Source organism: Paenibacillus sp. JT22N7 (assembly GCF_059383875.1).
Map to the genome: position 1 here is coordinate 1,013,610 of NZ_JBXENY010000001.1, position 26,147 is coordinate 1,039,756.

General features: G+C 48.6%; 28 protein-coding genes. 25 read left to right on the plus strand and 3 right to left on the minus strand.

Annotated elements, in window-relative coordinates; translation table 11 throughout:
• The first annotated feature begins 61 nt into the window (after nucleotides 1–61).
• The 10 genes from ytfJ (at nucleotide 62) to AC50Y5_RS04570 (ending at nucleotide 9,835) form a co-directional block, all read left to right on the plus strand.
• Nucleotides 62–550, plus strand: a complete 489-nt coding sequence (gene ytfJ, locus AC50Y5_RS04525) for a GerW family sporulation protein (protein ID WP_056028889.1) — start codon at nucleotides 62–64, stop codon at nucleotides 548–550.
• A 243-nt stretch (nucleotides 551–793) separates the two neighbouring features.
• On the plus strand, nucleotides 794–1,972 hold the full coding sequence (locus tag AC50Y5_RS04530; RefSeq protein ID WP_494858699.1) for a D-alanyl-D-alanine carboxypeptidase family protein: 1,179 nt from the start codon (nucleotides 794–796) through the stop codon (nucleotides 1,970–1,972).
• Nucleotides 1,973–2,075: 103 nt separating this feature from the next.
• Nucleotides 2,076–2,744, plus strand: coding sequence for a nucleoside recognition domain-containing protein (locus AC50Y5_RS04535; protein WP_494858701.1), 669 nt, complete (start codon nucleotides 2,076–2,078; stop codon nucleotides 2,742–2,744).
• On the plus strand, nucleotides 2,737–3,270 hold the full coding sequence (locus AC50Y5_RS04540; RefSeq protein WP_056028883.1) for a spore maturation protein: 534 nt from the start codon (nucleotides 2,737–2,739) through the stop codon (nucleotides 3,268–3,270). The genes AC50Y5_RS04535 and AC50Y5_RS04540 overlap by 8 nt, the downstream gene beginning before the upstream one ends.
• 54 nt (nucleotides 3,271–3,324) lie before the next feature.
• Nucleotides 3,325–4,068: a pseudouridine synthase gene (locus tag AC50Y5_RS04545; protein ID WP_494858703.1), complete on the plus strand. Its 744-nt coding sequence runs from the start codon at nucleotides 3,325–3,327 to the stop codon at nucleotides 4,066–4,068.
• 90 nt (nucleotides 4,069–4,158) lie between these two features.
• Nucleotides 4,159–4,692 carry a redoxin domain-containing protein gene (locus AC50Y5_RS04550; RefSeq protein ID WP_056028881.1) on the plus strand — a complete coding sequence of 178 codons (534 nt, stop codon included), beginning with the start codon at nucleotides 4,159–4,161 and terminating at the stop codon, nucleotides 4,690–4,692.
• Between the two features lie 12 nt (nucleotides 4,693–4,704).
• Nucleotides 4,705–6,366 carry a cytochrome c biogenesis protein ResB gene (gene resB / locus AC50Y5_RS04555; protein WP_494858706.1) on the plus strand — a complete coding sequence of 554 codons (1,662 nt, stop codon included), beginning with the start codon at nucleotides 4,705–4,707 and terminating at the stop codon, nucleotides 6,364–6,366.
• Complete coding sequence (gene ccsA / locus AC50Y5_RS04560) at nucleotides 6,363–7,625, plus strand: cytochrome c biogenesis protein CcsA (RefSeq protein ID WP_056028879.1); 1,263 nt, start codon at nucleotides 6,363–6,365, stop codon at nucleotides 7,623–7,625. The genes resB and ccsA overlap by 4 nt, the downstream gene beginning before the upstream one ends.
• A gap of 27 nt (nucleotides 7,626–7,652) precedes the next feature.
• Nucleotides 7,653–8,369, plus strand: coding sequence for a response regulator transcription factor (locus AC50Y5_RS04565; RefSeq protein WP_046231997.1), 717 nt, complete (start codon nucleotides 7,653–7,655; stop codon nucleotides 8,367–8,369).
• Nucleotides 8,369–9,835, plus strand: a complete 1,467-nt coding sequence (locus tag AC50Y5_RS04570) for an ATP-binding protein (protein ID WP_056028878.1) — start codon at nucleotides 8,369–8,371, stop codon at nucleotides 9,833–9,835. The genes AC50Y5_RS04565 and AC50Y5_RS04570 overlap by 1 nt, the downstream gene beginning before the upstream one ends.
• A 337-nt stretch (nucleotides 9,836–10,172) precedes the next feature.
• Here AC50Y5_RS04570 and serA read toward each other — a convergent pair whose 3' ends face one another.
• Nucleotides 10,173–11,762, minus strand: coding sequence for a phosphoglycerate dehydrogenase (serA, locus tag AC50Y5_RS04575; RefSeq protein ID WP_056028876.1), 1,590 nt, complete (start codon nucleotides 11,760–11,762; stop codon nucleotides 10,173–10,175).
• Nucleotides 11,763–12,047: 285 nt separating this feature from the next.
• On the opposite strand from serA, the gene AC50Y5_RS04580 reads away from it, so the two are divergent.
• Nucleotides 12,048–12,374 carry a rhodanese-like domain-containing protein gene (locus AC50Y5_RS04580; RefSeq protein WP_430156474.1) on the plus strand — a complete coding sequence of 109 codons (327 nt, stop codon included), beginning with the start codon at nucleotides 12,048–12,050 and terminating at the stop codon, nucleotides 12,372–12,374.
• Nucleotides 12,375–12,387: 13 nt separating this feature from the next.
• Here the strand turns inward: AC50Y5_RS04580 and AC50Y5_RS04585 are convergent, their stop codons facing one another.
• The gene (locus AC50Y5_RS04585) at nucleotides 12,388–13,305 is read right to left on the minus strand and encodes a hypothetical protein (protein ID WP_494858709.1); all 918 of its coding nucleotides are present in this window, start codon (nucleotides 13,303–13,305) and stop codon (nucleotides 12,388–12,390) included.
• 107 nt (nucleotides 13,306–13,412) lie between these two features.
• On the opposite strand from AC50Y5_RS04585, the gene AC50Y5_RS04590 reads away from it, so the two are divergent.
• Nucleotides 13,413–14,018 (plus strand): CPBP family intramembrane glutamic endopeptidase, encoded by a 606-nt coding sequence (locus AC50Y5_RS04590; RefSeq protein WP_494858711.1) that lies wholly within the window; start codon nucleotides 13,413–13,415, stop codon nucleotides 14,016–14,018.
• Between the two features lie 254 nt (nucleotides 14,019–14,272).
• Here AC50Y5_RS04590 and AC50Y5_RS04595 read toward each other — a convergent pair whose 3' ends face one another.
• Complete coding sequence (locus tag AC50Y5_RS04595) at nucleotides 14,273–15,151, minus strand: polysaccharide deacetylase family protein (protein ID WP_494858713.1); 879 nt, start codon at nucleotides 15,149–15,151, stop codon at nucleotides 14,273–14,275.
• Nucleotides 15,152–15,344: 193 nt separating this feature from the next.
• Between AC50Y5_RS04595 and AC50Y5_RS04600 the strand changes: the two genes are divergently transcribed.
• The 13 genes from AC50Y5_RS04600 to AC50Y5_RS04660 all read left to right on the plus strand — a co-directional run bounded on the left by AC50Y5_RS04600 (nucleotide 15,345) and on the right by AC50Y5_RS04660 (nucleotide 26,146).
• On the plus strand, nucleotides 15,345–15,665 hold the full coding sequence (locus AC50Y5_RS04600) for a hypothetical protein (protein WP_056028864.1): 321 nt from the start codon (nucleotides 15,345–15,347) through the stop codon (nucleotides 15,663–15,665).
• A gap of 198 nt (nucleotides 15,666–15,863) precedes the next feature.
• Nucleotides 15,864–16,478, plus strand: a complete 615-nt coding sequence (locus AC50Y5_RS04605; protein ID WP_046232007.1) for a genetic competence negative regulator — start codon at nucleotides 15,864–15,866, stop codon at nucleotides 16,476–16,478.
• Between the two features lie 382 nt (nucleotides 16,479–16,860).
• Nucleotides 16,861–17,559 (plus strand): glutamic-type intramembrane protease PrsW, encoded by a 699-nt coding sequence (gene prsW, locus AC50Y5_RS04610; protein ID WP_056028862.1) that lies wholly within the window; start codon nucleotides 16,861–16,863, stop codon nucleotides 17,557–17,559.
• A 56-nt stretch (nucleotides 17,560–17,615) separates the two neighbouring features.
• Nucleotides 17,616–17,774, plus strand: coding sequence for a hypothetical protein (locus tag AC50Y5_RS04615; RefSeq protein ID WP_200931577.1), 159 nt, complete (start codon nucleotides 17,616–17,618; stop codon nucleotides 17,772–17,774).
• A 74-nt stretch (nucleotides 17,775–17,848) separates the two neighbouring features.
• On the plus strand, nucleotides 17,849–19,216 hold the full coding sequence (ypeB, locus tag AC50Y5_RS04620) for a germination protein YpeB (protein WP_494858716.1): 1,368 nt from the start codon (nucleotides 17,849–17,851) through the stop codon (nucleotides 19,214–19,216).
• Nucleotides 19,217–19,275: 59 nt separating this feature from the next.
• On the plus strand, nucleotides 19,276–19,929 hold the full coding sequence (locus AC50Y5_RS04625) for a flagellar brake protein (protein ID WP_099519916.1): 654 nt from the start codon (nucleotides 19,276–19,278) through the stop codon (nucleotides 19,927–19,929).
• Nucleotides 19,930–19,988: 59 nt separating this feature from the next.
• On the plus strand, nucleotides 19,989–20,219 hold the full coding sequence (locus tag AC50Y5_RS04630; protein WP_056028855.1) for a hypothetical protein: 231 nt from the start codon (nucleotides 19,989–19,991) through the stop codon (nucleotides 20,217–20,219).
• A gap of 173 nt (nucleotides 20,220–20,392) precedes the next feature.
• Nucleotides 20,393–21,088 carry a (d)CMP kinase gene (gene cmk / locus AC50Y5_RS04635; RefSeq protein WP_494858812.1) on the plus strand — a complete coding sequence of 232 codons (696 nt, stop codon included), beginning with the start codon at nucleotides 20,393–20,395 and terminating at the stop codon, nucleotides 21,086–21,088.
• Nucleotides 21,089–21,091: 3 nt separating this feature from the next.
• On the plus strand, nucleotides 21,092–21,670 hold the full coding sequence (locus tag AC50Y5_RS04640) for a lysophospholipid acyltransferase family protein (RefSeq protein ID WP_494858719.1): 579 nt from the start codon (nucleotides 21,092–21,094) through the stop codon (nucleotides 21,668–21,670).
• Nucleotides 21,671–21,776: 106 nt separating this feature from the next.
• The gene (rpsA, locus tag AC50Y5_RS04645; RefSeq protein ID WP_056028850.1) at nucleotides 21,777–23,006 is read left to right on the plus strand and encodes a 30S ribosomal protein S1; all 1,230 of its coding nucleotides are present in this window, start codon (nucleotides 21,777–21,779) and stop codon (nucleotides 23,004–23,006) included.
• 130 nt (nucleotides 23,007–23,136) lie between these two features.
• Entirely contained in the window at nucleotides 23,137–24,501 is a 1,365-nt protein-coding gene (locus tag AC50Y5_RS04650) for an SMI1/KNR4 family protein (protein ID WP_494858721.1), read from the plus strand.
• Between the two features lie 104 nt (nucleotides 24,502–24,605).
• On the plus strand, nucleotides 24,606–25,244 hold the full coding sequence (locus tag AC50Y5_RS04655; RefSeq protein WP_155972710.1) for a YphA family membrane protein: 639 nt from the start codon (nucleotides 24,606–24,608) through the stop codon (nucleotides 25,242–25,244).
• Entirely contained in the window at nucleotides 25,241–26,146 is a 906-nt protein-coding gene (locus AC50Y5_RS04660) for a YIEGIA family protein (protein ID WP_056028846.1), read from the plus strand. Before AC50Y5_RS04655 ends, AC50Y5_RS04660 begins: the two co-directional genes overlap by 4 nt.
• Nucleotide 26,147 lies beyond the last annotated feature (1 nt).

Genomic DNA, 26,147 nt, shown 5'->3' on the forward strand with positions numbered 1-26,147 from the left:
GCGGGAAACATTATTAGCGTAGCCTGCGTTAAATTGATTTGGACAATTAGGAGGAGATGTTGTGCAAGAGCATCCAATACAGGGCCTTATGCAGACAGCAATGGAAAATATTAAAGAAATGGTCGACGTCAATACGATTGTAGGCGACCCTGTGCAAACGCCAGACGGCAGCATTATTATGCCGATCAGTAAAGTTGGCTTCGGTTTTGTAGCCGGAGGTAGTGATATGCGGTTCAGCGGTGACAGCTCGGCTTCGTCCAGCAGCTCCGATGACAGTCACAAAGCTACCGTAGCAACTCCTTTCGGCGGAGGAAGCGGCGGCGGCGTATCCATTACACCAATTGCCTTCCTCGTTGTCGGCACCCAAGGCGTCAAAATCGTGCCGCTCGACAACAACACGCATTTGCTGGAGCGAATTATTGATTCGACACCATATGTATTTGACAAGGTGCAATCGATGATGCGAAGCTCGTCCAGTGGTGCAAGCCAATTAACTGGCACCACTATGAACTCAGGCTATATGAGCACAACTGACACAACCATTATTTAAGGCCAGAGCTGCCCGCAAGGGCAGTTTTTCGTTTAAAGTATAAATTTTAAAAGTTAAGCCTATATAGATATTGTAATATTGCTGCGCTCGTTAGGTACTGGAACGTCAGCTAGGGCGTAAGCGGGCTACACTTTACAGTCTTATTTTGCCGAGACAAGCATATAGTGTACAAGGCGTTTAAAAGTCTGTAGGAAAGTCCTTCCTTGTATATCAGACTTACACATAGGAAAGGGGCCGCGAAGAATGATTAGCAATGTGAAAATAGCTCGATTACTGCTCTTGTTAGGTTTGGCGCTCTGCTTGACAGAGACAAGCCTGCCAGCGCCAGGCTACGCGGCTGAACCAGAACCGCTGAGTACACATGCATCAGCGTCGGCGCTGATTGATGTCACCTCAGGCAGATTGCTCTACAGCGAGGACGGTGACAAGCCGATGCTTATAGCCAGCTTAACCAAAATTATGACCGCAATCGTAGCGATAGAGCATGGCAACCTGTCAGGCACCGTCAAGACGGGCAAGCGTGCAGTAGGCAAGGAAGGGTCCTCGATTTATTTGCAGCTTAATGAAGAAATGAAATTGCAGGACATGCTCTATGGCCTCATGCTGCGCTCGGGAAATGATGCAGCAACCGCAATTGCCGAGCATGTCGGCGGTTCAGAGGAAGGCTTCGTTGTGCTGATGAATGAAAAAGCTGCTTTTCTGGGAATGAAAAACTCCCAATTTAAAAACCCGCATGGCCTTGATGAGGAGGGGCATTATTCCTCTGCTAACGATCTTGCTAAGCTGGCAGCTTATGCGCTGCGCAATCCCGTGTTTGCCAAAATTGTCAGCACACCGGTCAAGCAGGTTCCAAATCCGCATGAGCAGTGGCAGTACAAATGGGTGAACAAAAATAAAATGCTCCAAATGTATGAGGGTGCAGATGGTGTTAAAACCGGCTACACCAAGCAGGCGCTGCGCTGCCTTGTCAGCTCCGCCACCCGTGACGGTCAGCAGCTGGCAGCTGTCACGCTTAGCGATGGAGACGATTGGGCGGATCATCGCCATATGCTTGATTGGGGCTTCGAGCATTATCCGCTAGCCCAAATAGCGGGTAAAGGACAGGCGCTTGCCGGCTATCCTTACGCTGTAGGGCAAAGCTTCAGCTACCCCTTAACGGAGGAGGAAAAAGGCCAGCTGACTTCGCGGCTTGTCGTGGTAAATGCGGCAACGACGCGTTATGCATTAGGCGAAAGAGGAACGCTGGAGTGGTATATGAACGGGGCGAAAATAGGAGCTGTACCAATCTATGATACGGGAAGCAGCAGACTTACGCTTCCGGAGCGCAAAAAGGCCGAAGCGGATGCCTTTTTCAACGATGGGCTAAGGAAAGAAAGTTATTTGGCGGCGGCTGGCGAAGCCATTCGGGCGTTGTTTAGTTGATATAAGTCTGCAGTATACCACTTTAAATGGAATCTGAAACGGCTGCTTCGTGATGAAGATGAAAGCCGCCGTTTACGCTTGACTGCTTGGGGAGGCGGGAAGCATGGTTAATTTTATTTGGCTGTTTTTAATTGTCATTAGCGTCGTTGTCGGTGCTTTCAATGGCAAAATCGATGCAGTAGCCGGAGCCGCGTTCACAGGAGCGCAGGCCGGCGTGACGATCAGCTTTGGGCTGATCAGCATTATGGTGTTCTGGCTTGGCATGATGCGAATAGCGGAGGATGCCGGGCTGTTGAAGAAAATGGCACAGCTGCTCGGTCCCATCGTCCGCTTTCTATTTCCCGATGTGCCCAAAAACCATCCGGCACTCGGCTATATTATGAGCAACCTCAGCGCCAACCTCTTCGGACTAGGCAATGCAGCAACGCCGATGGGCATTAAGGCGATGCAGGAGCTGCAGAAGCTGAGCCCAGATCCGGCTGTAGCCACTCCAGCCATGTGCACGCTGCTTGCGCTAAATACGTCCAGCATTACGCTTATTCCTACGACATTAATTGCGATTCGCATGAATTACGGCTCGGCGAATCCGGCGGAAATCGTCGGCACGACGCTCGCCGCAACGTTTATTGCCACCACCGCGGCGATTGCAGCTGATCGCTGGTACCGCAGCAGGCAAAAGCCGCCTATTATTAAAGGCCCATCCCAGCCTCTTGCTCCTCCAGCCAAGACGGGAGCTGCGGCAGCTTCGGGGGGAGGTGGCGGCGTTGCTTGACGCTTTTACAAGAGCATCGGCATGGTTGATACCCGCTATTATCGTATTTATTCCGCTTTATGCGGCTTTTCGCAAAGTGCCCGTCTATGAGACCTTCACAGAAGGAGCCAAGGACGGCTTCGGTACGGCCATTGCAATTATTCCCCATCTCGTTGGGATGATGGTCGCGATCAGCATGTTTCGCGCTTCTGGCGCGATGGATTTTATGATTGGCGCCGTTCGTCCGTTGTTCGATTGGCTCAGCATACCGAGCGAGGTATTGCCGCTTGCGGTGCTCAGGCCGCTAACGGGGGCAGGGTCGCTTGCTTTTACCGCAGACCTGATTCAAACCTATGGGCCGGATTCGATGATTGGCCGGATTGCGTCTACCATTCAAGGAAGCACGGATACGACGCTTTATGTGCTGACCGTTTATTTTGGCGCTATCGGCATTCGAAAAACCAAATATGCGCTTAAAGTGGGCTTGTTTTCCGATCTAATCGGTTTTTTGGCGGCAATTTTCATTTGCATGTACATATTCGGTTAACAGTGCTTGTGCTTTGCGCCTCATATCGGTATGATAAAGTTTGAGGTGAAAGTATTGGAACGTTTACAGAAAATATTAGCGCAAGCGGGCATCGCATCCCGAAGAAAATGCGAGGAAATGATTTTGGCCGGAGTGGTTGAAGTCAATGGCGAGAAAGTGACCGAGCTTGGTGTGAAAGCAGACCCAACTGTCGATGTCATTCTCGTGAATGGCAAGCCGATCCGAAATGAGAAGAAAGTGTATGTGATGCTGAATAAGCCGAAGGGCGTTATTACGAGTGCGAGCGATCCGCAAGGCCGCAAAATCGTCTCTGACTATTTGCCAGGCATCAGGGAGCGCGTGTATCCGGTAGGCCGCTTGGACTATGATACGGAAGGGCTGCTGCTGCTGACGAATGACGGCGAGTTCGCCAATCTTCTGACGCATCCGAGCCATCATGTACCGAAAACCTATTATGCGACAGTAAAGGGCGTGCCTCACGGAACGCTGCTGGACCAATTGAAGAAGGGCGTTAAGCTTGAAGACGGCATGACCGCTCCTGCTGAGGTTGAGTACCAGGATGTTAATACGGAAGAGAATACATCGACTGTCCGTATTACCATTTATGAAGGCCGCAATCGCCAGGTTAGACGGATGTTCGAAGCGATTAACCATCCTGTCGTTCGCTTGAGAAGGGTGAAGTTCGGCGAGCTGGGCTTGCACAATTTGGCAAGGGGGCAATTCCGCCATCTGACGCCTGTAGAAGTGAAGGAGCTGCGCGAAGCTGCTCGCAAGTCACATAAAGTTCATAAAAAGTAGACGGCGGCAGCGGCAATTGCCGCCAGCTTTTCGTTATAATGGAACTATCTATGTTGACACACTAACCGAAATGCAGGTGATGAAAGCCCTATGAAATCGTCACGCAAAATTATGCAAATCGTCATATTGTCAGCCGTGCTCATTATCGGGGGATATGCGATTGGAACAACTTTGTTTGCTTCGGGCGAAAGCGGGGGCATTCCGAAGGTGGGCGGCACACCGCCGGAGTTTAAGCTTGTAGATTTGCAGGGCAACGTGCATCAGTTGTCCGATTATAAGGGCAAAGCGATCGTCGTTAATTTCTGGGGAACGTTCTGCCCGCCATGCGTGAAGGAAATGCCGGAATTCGAACGTCAATTTGCCAAATGGCAAAACGATGGCCTCGAAATTCTGGCTATTAATTTGAGTGAGGATACACTCACCGTCAACAATTTCGTCCGCCAGTTTGAGCTGAACTATCCGATATTGCGCGATGTTGACAGGAAGACGGAGCGAAAGTATGGACTTAAGTCGTATCCGACTACTTTTTTCGTAAAGCCGGATGGCACCATTATGGATATTACAGTTGGCGGAATGACAGAGGAATATATCGATGAGCGTATTGAGAAGCTGTTAACGTATTAGGAGGTTTCTTCCGTGTTATCTATACATAACACCAAGTGTGAATGCGGGCATCAGAACGCGGTTGGAACTGTGCTGTGCGAAAGCTGCGGCAAGCCGCTTATGGAGGACCAGCAGCAAAGTGAGCCGCTGGAAATGCGTTATGACGGCATTGCCCGGCGTTCGCAGAAGAAAAACCAAAATCCGATCGATCGGATTTGGAGCTTTTTTTCTTCCGTCAAAATTGCGATTTATTTGATCGTGCTGACGTTTCTCGGCGCTACTCTCGGAACGATTTACCCGCAGGAAAACACGTTTATTAACAATTTTGATATTGCGGCTTATTATGAAAGTACATACGGCACCCCAGGGAAGATTTATCATATGCTGGGGTTGTCGCACACTTATGAGTCCTGGTGGTTCATTACGCTGCTTGTAATGATCGGAACGTCGCTCGTCATTTGCAGCCTGGACCGGATTTTGCCGTTATATCGGGCACTGAGCAAGCAGCAAATTCGCAAGCATCTCCATTTCATCAATCGGCAGAAGACGGTTTATTCCGCAAAAGTGGACGAGCCTGCCGAAGCTTGGGTGGAGCAGTTTGCGGCTCAGCTAAAGCGGAAGCGCTACCGCGTTCATATGGACGGCTCAGCGCTGCTTGCGGAGAAAAACCGATTTAGTAGATGGGGGCCTTATATTAATCATATCGGCCTTATTTTGTTTCTGCTCTCGATACTCGCCCGCAGCTTGCCGGGCTGGCAAATGGACAGCTATATTACCGTTGCTGACGGCGCGACCGTACCGATTGAAGGCACCAACTATTATGTCAAAAATGAAAAGTTTACCGTTGATTTTTATACGGATGACGAGCTTCCGCCGGAGCTGAAGGGACAAGCTAGAGCGAAGCTTTATGAAACAGCGGCTGTGCTTTATACATGTACAAGCGGCTGCGAGGCTGGCGAGACGCCGGTGCTTGAGGAAGTAGCCAAACATGATATTATCGTCAACAGCCCGCTGAAGTATAAGGGCTTGAAGCTTTATCAGTTTGACTTCGACCTAACGCCTAAGCTTATCAGTGTCAAGCCGATGCTGATTAATAAAGAGACCGGCGAGAAATACGGGCCGTTCGAGCTGACGATGAAGGATGCGGCGCTGAATTATGAGCTCGGTCCTTACAAAATGCGGCTGATCGCTAATTACATGGATTTTGCAGTTGGCGAGAACGGAGAACCGACGACGCTCGGACGTGAGCCTAATGCGCCAGCATTCGTCTTTCTGATTACCGGACCGGGACTGCCTGAAGCGGGTCAGCCTTATATGTATTTCCCGATGCAGAAGGACAAGGAGAAGTTCGGGCAAGATCAAATTAATGGCGCTTTAGCAAGCAAGTTTGAGATCAAGGTCGACGGAATGCAAAATGTCAACTTCTCAGAAGCTTCTACCTCGCTTAACGTTCGTGTAGACAAGGCTTTGAACTTCGTCTGGGTCGGCGCAGCTATTTCAATGATTGGCCTATTGATGGGCTCCTATTGGCAGCATCGTAGAATTTGGCTGCGCATTGATGATGGTCAGCTGTCTCTTGGCGCACACACGAATAAAAACTGGTACGGCATGCGGGCGGATGTGGCGGGCGCGCTTCAAAAAATTGGCGTGACCGTAGATCCAAAGTCGCTAGATAACGGAGGGAATAACGCGTGAGTTTAGTTGATTTGAGCAGTGATGCTTTTATAGCCGCTTTTTTTCTGTATTGCTTTGCCTTTTTATTTTATGTCATTGCGATTGCGGGGAAAAAGTGGAGCAACCGCGATCCGTTTCAGCATGAGAAGCGCTGGGGACGCATTGCGTTTATCACTTCAAGCTTGGGGCTGGCTGCCCATCTGACCTTCTTCTTCACACGATGGGCAGGAAGCGGTCAAATTCCAACGAGTAATATGTACGAATTTATGACCTTCCTCGGCATGGCGATTATGATTGCTTTTACGATTATATATGCGATTTATCGTAAAGCGCTGCTGGGCATGTTCTCCCTGCCGCTAACTGTTATTATCGTGGCTTATGCTTCGGTTTTTCCACAGGAGGTTCAGCCGCTTATTCCAGCGCTTAACTCGATTTGGCTGAAAGTGCATGTCACGACAGCTGCGCTCGGCGAAGCCTTTTTTGCCGTCGGTTTTGCTGCAGGGCTTATGTATTTGCTGCGGGTTGTTGATTTTAAAAGCGAGACGAAGGAAGCGCGGAGATCGCGATTTTGGGTCGAATTCTCGCTATATACGATTATTATTATTATTGGTTTTCTCGTTGCGGTATTTGGTTTCCGCTCCGCTGGTTATGAAGCGCAGTTCTCGCAAGAGCTGTCGACAATCGATTCTAAAGGGATTGAGTCATCAAAAGTCGAAACGGTTGATTATACGCTGCCTCCAATTGTGAAGCCTTATAACAGCCAGGTCGTCCATGCTGACAGCTTCCTCGGCATGACGGATACGAAGCTTGAGGCACCATCATGGATGAACGGCGTTAATGCCGGACGCAAGCTCAATACGGTTATTTGGTCGATTATTGCCGGAACGATTTTGTATGGTTTGCTTCGCCTTGTATTCCGCAAGCCGCTTGGCGCAGTCATTCATCCAGTCATGGAGGGTGTTGACCCGGATGATCTGGATGAAATCAGCTATCGTGCCATTGCGATAGGCTTTCCGATTTTCACGCTCGGTGCGCTCATCTTTGCCATGATTTGGGCCAATATTGCATGGGGCCGATTCTGGGGTTGGGACCCGAAGGAAGTTTGGGCGCTTATTTCCTGGCTTTACTACAGTGCTTATTTGCATTTCAGATTGTCACGCGGTTGGCAGGGCCTGCGGTCCTCTTGGCTCGCGGTCATCGGCTTCGTCGTTATTTTATTTACGCTGATTGGCGTAAATCTGGTAATAGCGGGCCTTCATTCTTACGCGGGAACGAATTAATCGCGATTGGGAAAGGGGTTAATGAATATGTCCAATTTCGCCAGCCGAATTTTGGTTGTTGACGATGAAGAACGGATTCGCCGTTTGCTCAAAATGTATTTGGAAAAGGAAGGCTACGTCATTGATGAAGCGGAAGATGGGGAATCTGCGCTGCAAATGGCTACGGCTACGGACTATGCGCTGATTTTGCTCGACGTTATGCTTCCGGGCATTGACGGCGTGGAAATGTGCTCCCGTCTTCGTCAAGTGAAAGCGACGCCTGTCATTATGCTGACGGCGAAAGGCGAGGAAATGAACCGGGTGCAAGGATTTGAAGTAGGTGCTGACGATTATGTTGTTAAGCCATTCAGCCCGCGCGAAGTCATTTATCGGGTGAAGGCGATTTTGCGCCGCTCCTCGGCTACTGCTTTTTTGACGAAGGAAGTCAATTCCAGCAACAATATCGTATTCCCGCATTTGGTCATAGAGCATGATGCCCACCGCGTAACAGCGGCAGGTCAGGAAGTGAGCTTGACGCCAAAGGAATATGAGCTGCTGCATTATTTGGCTGTTTCGCCGGATAAAGTGTTTTCCCGTGAGGAATTGCTTAAGGATGTATGGAACTATGAGTTTTTCGGTGATCTCCGAACCGTTGATACGCATGTCAAGCGTCTGCGCGAGAAGCTGAACAAAGTGTCGGGCGACGCTGCTGCCATGATTACGACGGTATGGGGCGTCGGCTACAAGCTTGAGGTGCCAAAGTAATGAACTGGAGGAAGTACTCTCCTTTTCTACTGTGGCATAGCGTCGTTGGCAAGCTGTGGGTGACGATTATTTTGCTCGTGGCCGTCGTGCTGCTGACGCTTGGCGTATTTCTTATTCCGTATATCGGATATTTATTTGAAAATGATGCCAGCCATGAAGTGATGCTGCTGTTCGTCATCGTTGCAGTTATCGGTTTTCTGATGTCGACCTTCTTTGCCTTTTTTCTATCGCGTAAAATTCAGCAGCCGCTGCTCGAGCTGAAGGAGGCTGCGGATTCGATATCGCAAGGAAATTATCAGATGCGGGTGAAAATTCGCTCAAATGATGAAATTGGCGAGCTGGCGAATACGTTCAATAATATGACTGAGCAGGTCGATAAGCTCATTCATGATCTTAATCATGAGAAGGAGCATTTATCGAGCATCCTGCGCAGTATGGGTGACGGAGTTATTACGTTCGATGCTGAAGGCGAAATAATTTTGACAAATCCGCCGGGACATTTGCTTATAAACCGCTGGGCTGATCTGAATCAGGAGTGGGGCGATGCTTTTTACGATAGCACAAAGCCATACTCTTCTGTTCCTGGGCCGCTGCTTGATATATTCGAGAAGGTCATGGACGAAGGCCGCGATGTTTCGAATAAAGTATACGTGCACAACAGCATGTGGTCTGTCGTCATGGCTCCGCTGCTGCTGGATGGCGTTGCCCGCGGAGCGGTCGCGGTCATTCGGAACGTGACGGAGGAACATAAGCTGGAGAAGCTGCGGCGTGACTTTGTGGCGAATGTTTCCCATGAGATTAGAACGCCGCTTTCAATGATGCAAGGCTACAGCGAAGCGCTGCTAGACGATATTGTGGCTTCCCCAGAGGAGCGCAAGGAGCTTGTGCAGGTCATTTATGATGAATCGCTGCGCATGGGCAGGCTGGTCAATGATTTTCTGGATATGGCGCGCATGGAAGCCGGGCATGTGGAGCTGAATTTGCGGCAGTTCGATTTGCAGCAAATAATCAGGCGTGTGCATCGCAAGTTCCAAGTATTTGCCAAGGAGCGGGAAGTCATGTTCAAGACCGAGCTGCCTGATATGCCGCTGCTGCTGCTAGGGGCGGATGAAGACCGGCTGGAACAGGTGCTGACGAATTTGCTCGATAATGCGCTGCGGCATACGCCGCTTGGCAAATCTGTGACGATTGCAGCAAGCCCGATGACGATTAACCATACCGATTATATCCAAATGCAAATTAAAGACGAGGGACAAGGCATTCCTAGCGAGGACTTGCCGTATATCTTCGAACGCTTTTACAAAGCAGACAAATCGCGCAAGCGCGGCACCTCTGTAGGAACAGGACTCGGCCTTGCGATCGTCAAAAACATCATCACCCAGCATAATGGACAAATAGAAGTAGACAGCATACTCGGCAAAGGGACGACCTTTACGCTGCTGCTGCCTGTCGAAACAAAGCATTAGCTGTCAAGGCGCTCCGATAGGAGCGCTATTTTTTGTTGAAAAGAAGCATTAAATCTTGTTGCTCGTGAAACATTTGAATAAATGGAATAGAGTTGTCACGGGGCCTGAGGCGCTCAATCTCGTCGATATCGGAGCATTGCTATACCCAAGCACGCCAAGACTTTTAAGGCTGTAGAAGCTGATCAGAAGGTGTATAGCAGCCTGTTGTCAGGTATAGGCATGGAATATAGGAGTAGGAGTAGAATAGTGCAGGGTATAGCAAGCCAGTGGCAAACAAAAACCCCAAAGCGGTCAACAACGACCACTCCGGGGTTTTTCGCATGGACAGAAGTCCGTATTAGATTTTGATTTCTTTTGCAGTGTTCAGCTCAGTCAAGTTCGTAAGCTGCTCAAGAACCTCTTTAGGCGTTCCTTTGTCAACACGCAATACCATAATCGCGGAGCCGCCCTCTAGCTGACGACCAACCTGCATCGTTGCAATATTCACGTCATTCGTTCCAAGCAACGTACCTACGCGGCCGATAATTCCAGGCTTATCGTTATGCGAGATCAGGATTAGATTGCCTTCTGGCGTAACATCGACAGGGAAATTGTCAATTTGAACGATACGCGGGCCATAGCCAGTAAGCAGCGTGCCGGCAACAGTGCGATCTTCCTTCTTCGTGCGTAGCGATACGGTTACGAGATTCGTAAAGTCTTTTGCAATATGCGATTTTTGAACGACGATGTTAACATCGCGCTCTTTCGCAAGATGCATCGAGTTGACGACATTCACTTGCTCCGTACCAAGGTGGTGGGACAGAATGCCTTTGACAACGTAGCGAGTCAGTGGCTGTGTATCTACTTCTGCAAGATCACCGGAGTAACCGACAACGATTTCCTGTACCGGACCGTCTGTCATTTGGGAAATGAAGCTGCCCAGCTTCTCTCCAAGAATGAAATACGGTTGAAGCTTGCTTTGCAGGCCAGCCGGAATTGGCGGCATGTTAACGGCATTGCTGAACGGCTCATCGCGCAAAATGTGCAGCACTTGCTCCGAAACGTCGATCGCAACGTTTTCTTGCGCTTCAACTGTCGATGCGCCAAGGTGAGGCGTTACGATGATTTTCGGATGCTTCAGGAACGGGTGGTCCTCAGCCGGAGGCTCAACTTCAAATACGTCGAATGCTGCTCCAGCGACGATACCTTGGTCAACCGCATCAACCAGAGCAATTTCATCAATGATGCCGCCGCGAGCGCAGTTTACGATGCGCATGCCAGGCTTCATAACAGCAAATTGGTCTTTGCCAATCATATGATGAGTTTCAGGTGTAAGCGGGGTGTGCACCGTCATAAAATCCGCGTTACGGACAATTTCGTCCACCGATGCAAGCTTGATGCCAAGCTTTTCTGCACGCTCTTCTGTCATAAACGGATCGTAGCCGAGAATGTCCATGCCGAAAGCTTTTGCACGTTTTGCAACTTCGCTGCCGATACGACCCATGCCAAGAACGCCGAGCACTTTGTTGCGAAGCTCTACGCCAAGGAAGGATTTGCGATCCCAAACGCCATTGACCGTTTTCATATAGGCTTGAGGAATATGGCGGGCTACAGCCATCATCATGGCGAAAGTGTGCTCGCTAGTTGTAATCGTATTGCCGTCAGGAGCGTTAATAACAATAATTCCGCGCTGCGTTGCAGCGTCCAGATCAATGTTGTCTACGCCAACGCCTGCGCGTCCAACGACTTTAAGAAGCTTGCCGGCTTCCATAATGCGTGCTGTTACACGCGTTTGGCTGCGAACGAGCAGAGCGTCGTATTCGCCAATAATGGCTACGAGCTCATCCTCGCTTAAACCTGGTTTTTTATCGACAATGATATCTTCCGCGTCTACAAGCTGTTGGATGCCCAGATCGCTGATGGGATCGGATACTAGCACTTTAAACATAAGTAGATTGCCCCCTAAAATTTTTGCGAATGTAAAAATCATTTCGTAAGCTACATCAGGTGTGATACTAAAATAAAAACCGCCCTTGCACACATACGCATGCGAGGCGAGAGTTTCATATAGTCAAACGGCTACTCGAATCATGTCGAATGACAGAAAGGATAGCCTTTATCATTTTAAAGCATTAACATGGACAATTGCAATCCTCAAACTTGATCAAATGTGAAATTTTTTGATATGATTCATGCATTGCCTGCTTAAATAGATAAAGGGGAGAGACGAGACATGAACAATTGGGAAGAGATCGAAGCGGATGTTTTTTTGCAGCTTTTGGAGAAAGGACATATAGAGGCAGGGCAAGTCATTGACGTTCGGGAGTCATTTGAATGGGACTATTATCATCTGGAGCAATCTACGCTTATTCCGATGAATACGATTCCTCATCACTTGGGACAATTAGCGGATGACAAGCCGCTTTATATCGTATGCGCACATGGCGTACGCAGCGCTAATGTATGCGGATATTTAGAAAAGCAGGGCTATGGCAGCCTCCACAATGTAACCGGAGGAATGGCGGCCATAGCCCTGCTTCAAGGGTTTCAATACGACTAGCACAAGCAGTCTTTTAAGACGAGGTAGTAGTGAAGAAAGGCAGCAGCGGCAGCACTTCCTTGCTGTACATTTGCTCGAAGCCGCTGCTGTAGTCGCCGTTGCGCACGGCGGCTGTATTCATCAGCAGCTCAGCAATGGCAGCGATGGAGCGAATTTTCATTTTGCTCGCTTGCCCCGTCTTAATAAATTCATCGATCCGGATAACCAGATCCTGTGGATAATAGTTCGTTAATTGCTTATGCGACAACAAATGGTCAGCCATCAATTTATTTTTTACAATAAGGGGCAGCTTGTTCCATTTGCTGATTTCCAAAATATTCGGGAACTTGTATTCGCTTGGTATATCACTGTTTACGGTAGCCGCCCATTTCATCATCGCGCTGTAATACGATTGCTGCGAGGAAAGGGATTGCTTCACAGCTGCCTGGTAAATGGAATCGTCATTAACGGCTGCGATGAGCTTCGCAGAATTGAGCGTCTTCGCTTTGTTCACCGCTCTGTTTGACGTTTGCTCAAACAATTCAAGGCTTTTAATAACGCTCGTCTGTGCTTCACCGAGCAGTGGCGATTGCTGCATATTGAAGGAAGCGACCTCGCCGGCTTTTTTCTTGGCTAGCTTGGACAAATCCTTAAACATGGCGTTGCCATCGGCTGAATCATCCTGCTCCAGTTTTTTCAAAGCATTGAACCATTCGTTTTGGAATTCACGGTAGGGCAGAAATACAGTATGATAGTAGGAGACAAGATCTTGCTGCTGGTATGGAGTCGACTTGGATTTAGCCTCACTGTTTAACTGTTTCATTTCGTAGCTGGTTTTAGTCTGCTCACTGCCGTACTGTACCCCGTAGAAAAATGCGCCGACTGCGCAAACCAGCATAAAAATAAAACCGATGCTGTAAAACATGGCGGAACGGGTTAGCTGCTTTTCCATAACAAAACTCCCTTTTATTTATGTATTCATTATTGCTCTCTTTTGCTGCCTGTGCGTACAGGTGAATTTACATCAAAAATACGAACCTCCAGGACGGGCGGGAAGTTATGAAAAAATTCGACATCCGTAAAATACGAGTGCGCAAGGTGACCGTTGACGAGCTTGACGATCGCATGCTGCTCATTAATTTGTACATGACGCAAGCACTTACTTTTATTATCGGCTTGATATGGGTTTTATTTCAGCGTCAGAACATAATTCATTTATTTCATTTTCCAAAAGAGCTTAATGTCTTGTGGTTTGGACTAGGTTTGGCGGCAGTTGTACTGCTAGTAGATTTGTCCATTTCCCGCTTTGTGCCTGATGAAGCAGCCGATGATGGCGGCGTAAATGACCGGATTTTCCGTGAACGCCCGATTTGGCATATTATCGTATTGTCGTTCGTTGTCTCGGTATGCGAGGAGCTGCTCTTCAGGGGCGCTTTACAGCACGCTTTCGGGCCATATTGGACAAGCATCATCTTTGCAGCCATTCATGTCCGGTATTTAAAGCATTGGATTCCAACTGGACTTGTGTTTTCCATCAGTTACGGCTTAGGATGGATATATATACAAACTGGCAGCTTATGGGCCCCAATTCTTGCACACTTTGCGATAGATATGATTATGGGCTTTATTATCAGATTCAGGAGGGAACCGAAAGGGCAATTATGAGCAGGGTACAAAAATTCGGGAAAGCCACGCGCAAAGGGCCGTCGCCCGAGAAAACGGAAGCTCCCCGAATCGATGAAGAGGGAAGGGAGATCCTTCCCCCAAGACGGAAAAAGTTCCCTTCGGGCGCTAGCAAAGTAACGAGATGGTATTATAATGTATTGTTTTTTCTCTTTTTGAGTTTGGTCGCAGGATTGTTCTGGTACGGATTGAAATATGCGAATTAAGCTGCCGGAGCACTTAGCTGCCCCAAGCTTCTAATTCGTGAGGTCCGTATCAATTGCAGCCGGATCGATGAAGCCATAGCCCTTGTCTTCAAGCTGCGTCAGCAGCTTGTCAAGCGCTTCAGCGGTCCAGGCCAGCTCATGCATTAAAATGTTGGCGCCTGGGTGAAGCTGTTCCAGCACACTCTCGACAACTTTGTCAGGATTTCCGGGAGATTTCTGTTCCCAGTCAAGCGAACCATTGGACCACGTCATGTACAGCATGCCGTGGTTTTTGACGATTTCTTTAACGCTATCGTTGCCGGAGCCATAAGGGGGCCGGAAAAACTTTGGCGCTTCGCCGGTCAGCTTCATGACGGTATCCTGAACATCAGCAACCTGCTGCTCCACTTTGGCGGCGGATTCTTTTTTCAAGTTGATGTGGTCCCAGGAGTGGTTGCCGATCGTCTGTCCGCGCTCATGAATGAGCGTCAGCAAATCAGGGTTCGCTTTAACTCGGTAGCCGTTCACGAAAAAGATCGCTTTAGCCTTATGCTTGCCGAGCGTATCGAGCAGGCTGGTCAGCACCTCCTTGTTGTGCGGGCCATCATCAAAGGTCAGCAGCACAACCTTATCGGTCGTTCCTTTGTCAAGCGGTTTGAAGCGGTATACGCTGTCCATTTTGTACAGCTTGGCAGCCGGTGCCTCGCTTGGCGACGGCGTTGCTTCTTCTGCAAGGGGCGAAGCCGTTGGCTCCTCTTGCTGAAGGACAGGAGAAGCGGCAGGCGACTGCTCGGCTGCTGGGCTTTCCTGTGCCAAAGCACCTTCCTGCGGCAGATTGCTGCCAGACGGGACGCTTTGCTGGCTGCAAGCCGCAGCAACTAATGCAGTTCCCAAAAGAACAGCGAGCGATGCGGTCATTCGTTTAAACATAATGAACCTCCATTTATGTTGTAGTTGTCAATGGGTATTATTGTAGCATAATCAATCATGCTGTGTTTTGCAGGCCGCGGGATTTCCTTTATTAAGCAGGATAAATAAGAGGAGGCAAGCCACACTAAAGGGTGAAATCGAATATTGAATGGGGATTTTTTAGGGCCCTAAATCAAGGAGGTTTTGTCCTACTATGAGGCTAAGAGGATTTCTTCTCGGAGGGCTTGCCGGGGCAGCCGCTGCTCTCTATGTTGCCCGCAAGCGTCCAGGTACAGCTGCACTTGCAGCTGGCGTGCTGGCGAGCGCTTGTTCAACGATTGGCCACAAGGCGATGTCCTTGTGGAATAACGATTGGACGAAAAAGGCTGTAAACAAGGGCCCAAAGCGTACAGACGATACCGCCGGAAAATTCGGAGACGGCTGGGTTCAGATTGAAGCAATGATGAACAGTGATCCAGAGCTGAAACAGCAAGCCGAGGAGATCATGGCGGAATCGTCGAACAAGACACATTAACCAACAGTTTCTGGAAGGAATCGTTTGAACGAGGCACTGAAAAAGTGCAGATTCGAACGATTCTTTTTGCCTATTTTAGGTGCAATCCGAGTTTGAACATGATAAAGTAGTTACATAGTTTGATTTGACCATTTTGGTCACATCTTCTTATAAATTTCATACGCTGTTACAACAGATGCTGCAGAGGAGGATCCTGTCATGAAGATCGAACGACTTAGTCAGGACAAGATAAAAATATTTCTGACGTTCGACGACCTGCTGGAACGAGGGATCCAGAAGGACGACATGTGGCGCGAAATTCCAAAGGTGCACGAACTATTCAGTGAAATGATGGATCAAGCATACAGTGAACTTGGATTCGATGCCAGCGGACCGTTAGCGGTCGAAGTGTTTGCCCTACCGGCCCAAGGTATGGTCGTGATTGTCACTCGCGGCAAAATGAACGGAAGCTCGGAAGAGAGAACGTCCGATGATGATGACGCAGATGACGAAATTTACGAAATGGAAGTGACGCTTGAGCAAAGCGATATCGTCATGTATTCCTTTCGGGATTTCGAGGATGTTATACAGGTTTGCAGACAGCTGCAAGCCGCTGCCCTGACAGAAGATGGGCGCCTGTATGCTTACAATAATAAATATATACTGGCGCTGGAACCGGCTTTGATTGAAACGTCCCGCCACAATGCCGTTATCGCCCTGCTGGCTGAATACGGCGAAGCCACATCGGTCACTTATGCGATGTTGGAGGAATACGGGAAAGTAATCATGCCTTCCGAGGCTGTGAAAGAAATATGCACTCATTTTTTCAACTAGGCAATGCTTAAGCGAAGAGGGCGCAATGAACGGAGCATCTGCAGGAGCTGTCAAGCCTGCTGATGCTCTTCTTCTTTTTATGTAATCGTACAAGCGCTGGCCTGCTCCAGAGTCAGGGAAACGGCAATGGCGCGAGGTGTTGTCAATATAATAAAAGGTATATCCGATGTGTCTATAGCGTTGTATAATGAAGAGGAACTGGACATCCCTGATTGGTTGGACAAGCAGGATTCGCTGGGCAATAGGACACGAAATCTTGGTCTATACTGAATGGATGCAAAATAATGAGGGCTATTACAGGGATGATGTAGAAATAGATATGCGGCCTCCCGTTATTGAGGGTGGTTGCAGCAGGCACGGCATGGGGGGGTGAAGAACGGCGATGATGTGGATCTCTGTCTTGACAGCAGCGGTGGCACCAGGAATAGCACTGCTGACATATTTATATTTAAAGGATAAATACGATACGGAGCCTATTCATATGGTCGTCCGGATGTTCTTGCTGGGCGTGCTGATCGTGCTGCCGATTATGGTTGTGCAGCGCGGCTTGCAGCTTTGGTGGGGCGATAATCCAGTCGTCTTTTCATTTATTCAATCGGCTGGCGTAGAGGAATTTATAAAATGGTTCGTTCTTTATCATTTTATTTACAATCATACGGAGTTTGACGAACCTTACGACGGCATCGTGTACGCCGGTTCCATATCGCTAGGATTTGCGACGCTCGAAAATGTGATGTATGCCTTCCTGGCTCCCGCATCGTTCGGCTCGCTCGTTATGAGGGCGCTGCTTCCCGTATCGGGACATGCCCTCTTCGGCATTATGATGGGCTATTACGTAGGCAAAGCGAAGTTCGAGAGCAATGGCAAAAAACGCAGAAATTATATTATCGTATCGTTTCTGCTGCCGATAATGCTGCACGGCAGCTATGACTGGATTATGATCACGATGCGTTCCAGCTGGATCTGGTTCATCATTCCGTTCATGGCGGTGCTATGGGTCGTTGGCCTCCGAAAAATGCAGCGGGCCAACTCGCGATCGCCATTTCGTTTTTTGAAGCGCGATGAAGAGGTTAAATTGTAAAGCAGCTGTCCATACTGAAAGCTAGAGTACATTTTTAGGGTAAGCTGGAGGTAGGGATGGAAGCAGTCAGAGTGAAAGTGACCATTCGCTGCAATGTATGTGGCGAGAAGTTCGTTTTGCGGGGCAAGCGCGAAAGCAGCGGCGTAGATACTGGTTTCAAGCAGTGCATTTGCAACAACATCGACGATCTTGATATTGAAGAACATAGTTTTTAAACAAATTGAATGCATAAAGCTCCTTTCAGCAAACCAAACTAACACCAGGTTTGCACAAGAAAGGAGCTTTTTGTATGGTTTATAGACGGATAAGCGCGGTGCTGTTCCCAATTGCGGCTATTTTGCTTGTAGGTTCGCTCTATTGGGGCTATCAGGAGCATCAGGAGAAAAACGCTGTATTGATGAAGGCGGAAAATCAGTATCAACGGGCGTTCCATAATTTAACTTACCATGTGGATAAGCTGCATCAGCAGCTTGGCAATACGTTAGCCGTCAATTCCACCTCACAAGCGTATCACCGAAAAGGGCTCGTTAACGTATGGCGGCTAACAAGCGAGGCGCAGAACGAAATTAGCCAGCTGCCGCTTTCGATGCTTCCATTTGACAAGGCGGAGGAGTTTTTGTCGCGCATTTCCAATTTTGCCTATAAAACTTCCGTTCGCGATTTGACGAAGCAGCCGCTGTCTGAGGATGAATTCAAAACCCTCAAAACGCTGTACGCCAACTCCAAGGATATTTCAAAAGATTTGCAGGGCATGCAGGAAAAAGTGCTCTCGAATCATTTGCGCTGGATGGACGTTGAGCTGTCATTGGCTGCGAAGGAAGCCAAGGGCGATCAGACAATTGTCGACGGCTTCAAAGGTGTCGATAAGAAGGTAAGTAGCTATCCGGAAATTAACTGGGGTCCTTCGGTTTCAAGCATGTACGAGAAGCGCCCAATCAGCATGCTGAGCGGTAAAGCTGTTACGCCGGAAGAAATTAAGCAGCGCGCTGCCAAGTTTGCCGGCAAAAAAGGCGATGGCAAAGAAATTCGCGTTGCTGAAAATGGCAAAGGCACGGAATATGCTTCGTATTCCGCAGTGTTGTCCGAGCATAAGTCGGGCAATACGATCCATATGGATTTTTCGCAAAAGGGCGGCCAACTGATCGCTTATATGGATCCCCGTGAAATTGGAGAGAAGCAGCTGGACATTGAGCAGGCGCGGGCTGCGGCTGAAAAGTTTTTGAAAGAGCATGGCTTTGACGGCATGAAGGCGGTTAGCTATGACGCCTATGATAATGCAGGAACGTTCGGCTTTGTCGGCAACCAGGACGATGTGCTGATTTATCCAGACAAGCTGACGGTCAAGGTTGCGCTTGATAATGGAGATATAGCGGCGCTGCAAGCGAATGAATATGTGTTCGAGCATCATAAGCGGACGCTGCCGAAGGCAGGCATCTCCAAAGCAGACGCGCGCAAGGCGCTGAACCCGGATATGAAAGTGTCCAAAGAGCAGATGGCGCTGATCAAAAATGATGATGGCAAAGAAGTGCTGTGCTATGAATATACGGGCCGGATCAATGATAGCGATTACCGCATTTACATTAATGCAGACAGCGGCATGGAAGAATCGATTGAAGTGCTGTCTTCGCTTGACAAAGTGGCAAGTTCCGGTAAATAACCATATGGCTCCTCTCTATATGTCGTGTTATAATGACAGCATTATAGGGGGGAGCCAACTTGTTGCCGAAAATTAATCAAATGTTATTTTTCCAAATTGCTTCTTCTGATGAAGCAGAAGCTGCCATCGAGTACAAGGCGCGTATTGCCGAGGTGCTGGATGAAGGTTTTTTGATTGAGAACCCGATAAATAGCCAAAATGGCAGAATGAAAAGAATGTTTTTGGGAGACGAGCTTTCGGTCTATTTTGTATCGGAGGATGGAATCAAGCATTTCTTTAATTCCCACGTTCTTGGTTTCCGGGAAGACGTCGTCAAGCTGGTCAAAATTCGGAAGCCGGACCTTGATCAGATTACAAAGGTGCAGCGGCGCAATTTTCTGCGGGTAGCTGCCGAGCTTGAAATCGCAGTGAAAACGCCGGATCAGGTCCGTTTCGTGGCGCTTACAGATGATGTTGGGGGCGGCGGAATTTCGTTCATTTGCGATGGGAAATGGCCGATTTCCCAAGGTCAGGTGCTGGAGTGCTGGCTGCTTGTTCCTTATAAAAATGGGTCCATCGAGCATGCATCATTCAATGCGGAAATCGTGAGGGTTGTAAAGCTTGAAACGGGGCGCAATCAGGCGATGATTAAATTTGCCGGCATTAATGATTCAGACCGTCAGCGGATTATTCGCTATTGCTTTGAGCGCCAGCTGGAATTCCGCAACCGCTGAATAGCTGGGCCGCCCTCTACGCATGCTATCCTTTAACAGGGATAGAAGGGAATGATTGCATGGCTCGCGCGTCTGGGCAAAGCTGGAAACGGCTGGAGGGACAAGCTCCTAACCAGTCTTTTTCAGTTCCGTTTGATAAAATAGGAAAAGGGCTCGGCATCGTGGCTGCCGCGCTGCTTATCGCATGTTTGCTTGCGCAAACAGTGCTGCAAAGCAGCACGGTCAGACACTTGCTGTCGGGAGCCGAGCGCATGGAAGGAACCCGTCTGCAAGGACAGGTTTCTTCATAATGCGTTCAAATACCTGAAAGCAAGGTGGAGGGTGTTTTTGCATCCGCTCGTATAGTGTGGTATAATTTTCACGTCCGCAGGCAAAGCCTGCTTTTTTATTGAGAGGTTAGCGTCGCATCTGTCACGGTGTATCAAGCCAGCCATCTCGACATAAGGGGGGTTGACTTTTAGTGATGCAGCAAGACGGTGACGGCGAGCGGATCAACATTGCTATCGATGGACCTGCTGGGGCAGGGAAAAGCACAGTAGCGCGTAAAGTTGCCGAACAATTAGGATATGTATACATTGATACAGGTGCTATGTATCGAGCCGTGACCTATAGTTCGCAGCAGGCGGGCATTAAGCCGCAGGAAGCTGGCAAGCTTGCTGACCATGTGACGCATCTGGACATTAAGCTGCAGGCAGGCGACAATGGACAGACTGTATTTTTGAATGGGGAAAATGTCACCGAACAAATCCGTTCACGCGATGTGACGCTGAATGTGTCTCATTATGCGGCGAATGAAGCGGTCAGACAATTTCTTGGCGCAGCGCAGCGCAGGCTGGCTGAGGAAAAAGGTGTTGTAATGGATGGCAGGGACATCGGTTCCCATGTGCTTCCGAACGCTGAGTTGAAGGTTTTTTTAACAGCATCCGTTGAGGAGCGTGCGCTTCGCAGGTACAAGGAGCTAGTCGGCAAGCAGCCGGTGACGCTGGAACAGCTTGCAGAAGAAATTTCGCAGCGTGACCAACTGGATGAACAGCGGGAAATTTCACCGCTCGTCCGCGCTGAAGACGCAATCCTGCTGGACAGCACGGCGATGTCGATTGAAGAGGTCGCTCAAGCTATTGTCAAATTAAGCAGAACCAAATTGGCGGGGGCGAAGTAAACTATGTTATACCTGTTGTTCCGATTTCTTCTCCGCGTGCTTTATATATGCCTATTCCGTCTTGAAGCCAAAGGGCTTGAGAATATACCTGCTGACGGGCCGGTCATCTTATGCGCCAATCACGTCAGCAATTTTGACCCGCCTACGGTCGGCGTCAAGGTTCCACGGAAAGTCCATTATATGGCGAAAGCGGAATTGTTTAAAATTCCGGTTTTCGGACCGCTCATTCGGGCATTTGGAGCTTTTCCAGTTAAGCGCGGAGGCGTAAGCAAAGAGGCGATCAAATCAGCGATCACCCTGCTGAAGGAAGGCAATGTAATGGGTATTTTCCCGGAAGGCTCTCGCCGCAATCAAGGCGGGGAAGCGAAGAAGGGGGCGGCAATGATTGCGCTTCGCAGCAATGCGGTTGTTATACCTGTGGCAATTGTGGGTAATTATTCCTTGTTTCGCAAAGTAACGGTTTATTATGGCAAGCCGGTTGATCTTACCGCATTTATTGATGATTCTTCACCGGATAAGCTGGACCGCCTTACGGATGCGATTATGAAGGATGTTCGCGCCCTTATTGCAGCGAACAAATAAACATAGCTGTTTTAAATGCTGCTTAATGTTTCACTTTAGAACGTTGGCGGATTTAAATAAATTTGTAAGTTGAAAAGTTGTTGGATGAATTGAGGAGGTTATTTCAATGTCAGAAGAAACCAATGTGCAAGAGTCCGCAGTAGCGGAAAATCAAGAGGCTATGGATAATTTCGTATCCTTGAAAAAAGGGGATACAGTTAAAGGTTCGATCGTCAAAATCGAAGATAACCAAGCTTACGTAAGCCTTGGATATAAATATGACGGTGTTATCCCGATTCGCGAACTGTCCGCAGTTCAATTGGATAATGCAAACGATGCCGTACAAGTAGGCCAAGAAGTTGAGCTTAAAGTTATCAGCATTGATGACGAGAAAGAAAAGCTTGTTCTTTCCAAGAAAAGCGTAGATGGCGAGCGCGCTTGGGATTCGCTGCAAGCTCGTTTCGAGAGCGGCGAAGTATTTGAAGTTGTCGTAGCTGACGTTGTAAAAGGCGGCCTTGTCGCTGATGTTGGCGTACGCGGCTTTATCCCGGCTTCGATGGTTGAGCGTCATTTTGTAGAAGATTTCAGCGACTACAAAGGCCGCACACTTCGCGTAAAAGTGAAAGAAATCGACCAAGAGAACGGCAAAGTCATTTTGTCTGCGAAAGAAGTATTGGACGCAGAATTTGAAGGCAACAAACAAAAATTGATCGCGGCTCTTGAGCCAGGCCAGCAGCTTGAAGGTACTGTTCAACGTTTGACACCATTTGGCGCATTCATTGATATCGGCGGCGTTGACGGTCTCGTTCACGTTTCTGAGCTTTCATGGCAGCACGTTGCTCATCCTAAAGATGTAGTAGCTGAAGGTCAAGCGGTAACGGTTAAAGTTCTTAAAGTTGATCCGGCTGCTGGTAAAATCAGCCTGAGCATGAAAGCTGCTCAACCAGGTCCTTGGGAAACAGCTGGAAGCCAATTCAACATTGGCGATATCGTAACAGGTACAGTTCGTCGCCTCGTTACTTTCGGCGCATTTGTTGAAATTGCTCCAGGCGTTGAAGGTTTGGTACACATTTCCCAAATCGCTCACCGTCATATTGCGACTCCTTTCGAGGTATTGCAAGAAGGGCAAGAAGTTCAAGCGAAAGTTCTTGACTTCAACCCTGCTGAAAAACGCGTTAGCCTGAGCATCAAGGAAACAGAAGAAGCTCCTGAGCAACCGCAAAAGCCAGAAAGACAACAACGCGAGCGCGCTCCTAAACAAGAGGAACTGAACAATCCTAATGTTAGCTTGAACAGCCAAAGCATGAGCTACTCGCTGGCTGAGCGTTTCGGCGACAAACTGAATAAATTGAAATAATACGTTATTGCGTTTTACAGCGAGCATTGACGTATATATGTTCGCTCAAAAGGCCAAGCAGCAGCTTGGCCTTTTGCATTTTAACATTTCAGAATACAGCCGGGCAGCCTTCTCGAAAAGGTGGAATAAAATGACGATACATAATCAATTAGAGCGTATTAAGCGGAAGCTAAAGGACGCGGCTAAGGTGGATGCAAACTATCAGCTATTTGGAGCTAACAGTCATCAATATCGTTTGCATGAACCGCTTGGACTAGAGGAGCTCCGCGAATTTGAGCAAAAACACGGCATCGTTTTGCCTGTGGAATATGCCGCTTTTTTGACGAATATTGGCAACGGGGGAGCGGGGCCTTATTATGGCATTCACCCTCTAGGGGAAAAACAGTCCATTGAGCTTGAGCGAATGGATAAGCCATCTTCTATACGTCCTGAATTGACCAAGGAGCAATGGAAAGCTGACTACCCTGCGCTGCATGATGATAGCAATATAAGTGACGAGCAGTATGAAGAAGAGCAGGCGAAAGCTTTTCAAGGCTTGCTGAACATTGGGGAGCAGGGCTGCACGTATGAGACGATGTTAATGATAACAGGCGAGCATCGCGGTAAGGTCGTTTATATCGATCTCGACTACCAAAAACCATTCGTTACCTTTGAAGCAAATTTTCTGGACTGGTACGAGCGTTGGCTCGATGAAATCATTGCTGGCTATGAAACCAGCTGGTTCGGTATGCGGCGTGGCGGAGATGAACGGGAACTCACCGAGCTCTATCAATCTACATTAGATGAGTCTGTAAAACTTGAGGCATTAAACGGAATGTTCAAGCTGAAAAATATAACGGCTGAGACGATTGCTTTTCTGGTCTCGCAATATGAAAGCTCTTCAAACGAAGTACGCCAATTATGTCTGCAAATTTTGGCCAAGAAAAATTTTGCCGAGGCTGCGAGGCTCATTCATGAAGAATTAACGAGCAGCAGTGCTGAAAATCGATTGTGTGCCATCCAGGTCATTCACTGGTATATGCCCAAAGGGGATCAGCAATTTAATGAAGAGCTCATAAGCATGCTGCCAGCGGCGGCAGATGCTGAAACGTTTCGGTTCATCTGCTACATTCTTCATGCGGCGGAAGTTGAAATGCTGCCTATGCTGCTGCCTTTTTTCACTTATCCGGATGTGGAAATTCGAGTTCATGCTGTTTACCAGGCAGGCCAATCTAGCAAAAAAGGGATGTATGCAAGCGAACTTATCCAGAGGCTCGACGATTCAGAAGTACGAGTAAAGCTTATTGCTCTACAGGCACTGACAGGGATAATAGATCCCGCGCTTTTGCCTATTTATGAGCGTTTGCTGGAGCGGCACCAGACAGACAAAGATTATATTCGCTCCAACGTGCTTCGGAGACTGGAGGAGTTTCAGTTCAAATCCAAGAAGCAAATGGATAAGTTGCTGCCATCCTCTTTGGTACAGGTTAGAGCATTATTAGGTAAACATTTGTAAGGAGTCCGTGAATAAGGTGAAGAAGAGGTTGTTCCTTATGTTTCATAATGAGGAATAGCCTCTTTTTTTTGGCGCATAATAGCTTCACGTGGGGTGATTTGGCTGTGAACGAAGGATATTTGTCGTTCTGGATTATGATTATGGCATTCATATTAATGACGACTGGCTGGGCGGAATATGTCGGAGCAGGGCGTTCAAAGCTGATCGTTGCCGTTTTATGTCTGTTTGCCCAGCCGTTTCATTATCATGTAACCATTTATGGGACGGCCGTTGAGATTTATGCAAGCATAATGATTGTGGCAGTCGCTGTCTGCTGGTCGTTTCGCAGAGGGGCAGGCGGAGAATCGAGGCGATATCTGCTGTTGTGTGCTTGCTTGACCGGTATTATTTTGGGTGCCATCCAAAAGCTATACCGGCTTGATCCGGTGTTTTTTTGGCTTGACCCCGCTTGGGATGGAGGGCTGCTCGGCGGTTTGCTCGTAGCCGCTTTTTCAGTGAAGCCGGGCCATCAATTTGGTATTTTGCTGCTGGCGGCTGCTATGGCGGAATTGGCGAATGGGCTCTTATCAAGTGGCACTTACATGGCTCGCATTGGCTCCTTGGCTTGGTGGGACAGCTTTTGGCTCGCTTTTGCCTGTGCGAGGCTCATCAGTATAGCTTTCCACTTGCTCCGAGCTTCTTACAGCAAGGTGGCGGGAGCGGAAGCGGGCTGGAGAAATAAAGGAGGGAGCTCCCCAAAATGAGCCATTATTTAATTGCGAATAAGCATTTGCTTGGCGTATTGCTTGGAATGGCATTCGGTATTATTGCGAGGCTGCTGATGCTAAGAACCGATTATCGCCAATATCCGACTTATCCTCACGGCCGAATTATCCATATTTCGCTAGGCGTTATTGCGGCGGCACTCGGTGCAGTAGCCGTTCCTGCGCTATATAGTAAAGACTATACGGCTATTACCTTTTTATCATTAGCAGCACAGCAATTTCGGGATGTCAGAAAAATGGAGCGCGAGACGCTGACGAAAATCGACAGCTTGGAGCTCGTCAGCCGCGGAGCGACTTATATCGAGGGCATCGCGATGGTATTTGAAGGGCGCAATTACCTCGTAATCATGTCCTCGCTGCTTACCAGCCTTTTTGCGGTAATGGTCAATCTCTGGGTCGGCCTGCTGGCAGGAGGCTTATCGCTGCTGATCGTCCATCATTTTCGTTCGGGCAAAACGCTGTCCCATATTATTTCGGCGGAAACAGCGGAAGTGCGTATGGATGGGCCGGATCTGCTCGTTGGCGACATTTATATTATGAATGTGGGGCTTAAGTCAAATCAGGATATCATTCGCGAACGCGGAATGGGCTTTATATTGACGCCTCTCAACGCGAACAGCAAGGTTACAATGGGTAATTTGGGCCAGCGCCAAGCGATTTTGTACGATTTGGCTACGATGCTGGGCGTTTACCGGGATGATGGCGAACCGGCCTTAATTCCAATGGCGAAGCTCGATATGAAGGACGGCAGGCTTGCCGTATTTATGCTTCCGCAGGACAGGGACAAGAGCAAGGCGCTCAAGGTGATCGGACGCGTTCCGATTCTCGAATCGGCTGTGCGCATGCCTACAGAAGCGAAAGTCAATAAGCAGGAGGGCTGAA

Excerpts from the sequence above, each read along its gene's own strand:
- AC50Y5_RS04590 (WP_494858711.1), top strand. The coding sequence starts at position 13,413 with ATGAAAAAATTCGACATCCGTAAAATACGAGTGCGCAAGGTGACCGTT.
- AC50Y5_RS04640 (WP_494858719.1), top strand. The coding sequence starts at position 21,092 with ATGTTATACCTGTTGTTCCGATTTCTTCTCCGCGTGCTTTATATATGC.
- AC50Y5_RS04535 (WP_494858701.1), top strand. The coding sequence starts at position 2,076 with ATGGTTAATTTTATTTGGCTGTTTTTAATTGTCATTAGCGTCGTTGTC.
- ypeB (WP_494858716.1), top strand. The coding sequence starts at position 17,849 with ATGGTTTATAGACGGATAAGCGCGGTGCTGTTCCCAATTGCGGCTATT.
- AC50Y5_RS04565 (WP_046231997.1), top strand. The coding sequence starts at position 7,653 with ATGTCCAATTTCGCCAGCCGAATTTTGGTTGTTGACGATGAAGAACGG.
- AC50Y5_RS04630 (WP_056028855.1), top strand. The coding sequence starts at position 19,989 with ATGGCTCGCGCGTCTGGGCAAAGCTGGAAACGGCTGGAGGGACAAGCT.
- AC50Y5_RS04650 (WP_494858721.1), top strand. The coding sequence starts at position 23,137 with ATGACGATACATAATCAATTAGAGCGTATTAAGCGGAAGCTAAAGGAC.
- AC50Y5_RS04530 (WP_494858699.1), top strand. The coding sequence starts at position 794 with ATGATTAGCAATGTGAAAATAGCTCGATTACTGCTCTTGTTAGGTTTG.
- prsW (WP_056028862.1), top strand. The coding sequence starts at position 16,861 with ATGATGTGGATCTCTGTCTTGACAGCAGCGGTGGCACCAGGAATAGCA.
- AC50Y5_RS04585 (WP_494858709.1), bottom strand. The coding sequence starts at position 13,305 with ATGGAAAAGCAGCTAACCCGTTCCGCCATGTTTTACAGCATCGGTTTT.
- AC50Y5_RS04615 (WP_200931577.1), top strand. The coding sequence starts at position 17,616 with ATGGAAGCAGTCAGAGTGAAAGTGACCATTCGCTGCAATGTATGTGGC.
- AC50Y5_RS04570 (WP_056028878.1), top strand. The coding sequence starts at position 8,369 with ATGAACTGGAGGAAGTACTCTCCTTTTCTACTGTGGCATAGCGTCGTT.
- AC50Y5_RS04595 (WP_494858713.1), bottom strand. The coding sequence starts at position 15,151 with ATGTTTAAACGAATGACCGCATCGCTCGCTGTTCTTTTGGGAACTGCA.
- AC50Y5_RS04580 (WP_430156474.1), top strand. The coding sequence starts at position 12,048 with ATGAACAATTGGGAAGAGATCGAAGCGGATGTTTTTTTGCAGCTTTTG.
- AC50Y5_RS04600 (WP_056028864.1), top strand. The coding sequence starts at position 15,345 with ATGAGGCTAAGAGGATTTCTTCTCGGAGGGCTTGCCGGGGCAGCCGCT.
- AC50Y5_RS04550 (WP_056028881.1), top strand. The coding sequence starts at position 4,159 with ATGAAATCGTCACGCAAAATTATGCAAATCGTCATATTGTCAGCCGTG.
- rpsA (WP_056028850.1), top strand. The coding sequence starts at position 21,777 with ATGTCAGAAGAAACCAATGTGCAAGAGTCCGCAGTAGCGGAAAATCAA.
- AC50Y5_RS04605 (WP_046232007.1), top strand. The coding sequence starts at position 15,864 with ATGAAGATCGAACGACTTAGTCAGGACAAGATAAAAATATTTCTGACG.
- serA (WP_056028876.1), bottom strand. The coding sequence starts at position 11,762 with ATGTTTAAAGTGCTAGTATCCGATCCCATCAGCGATCTGGGCATCCAA.
- cmk (WP_494858812.1), top strand. The coding sequence starts at position 20,393 with ATGCAGCAAGACGGTGACGGCGAGCGGATCAACATTGCTATCGATGGA.
- AC50Y5_RS04660 (WP_056028846.1), top strand. The coding sequence starts at position 25,241 with ATGAGCCATTATTTAATTGCGAATAAGCATTTGCTTGGCGTATTGCTT.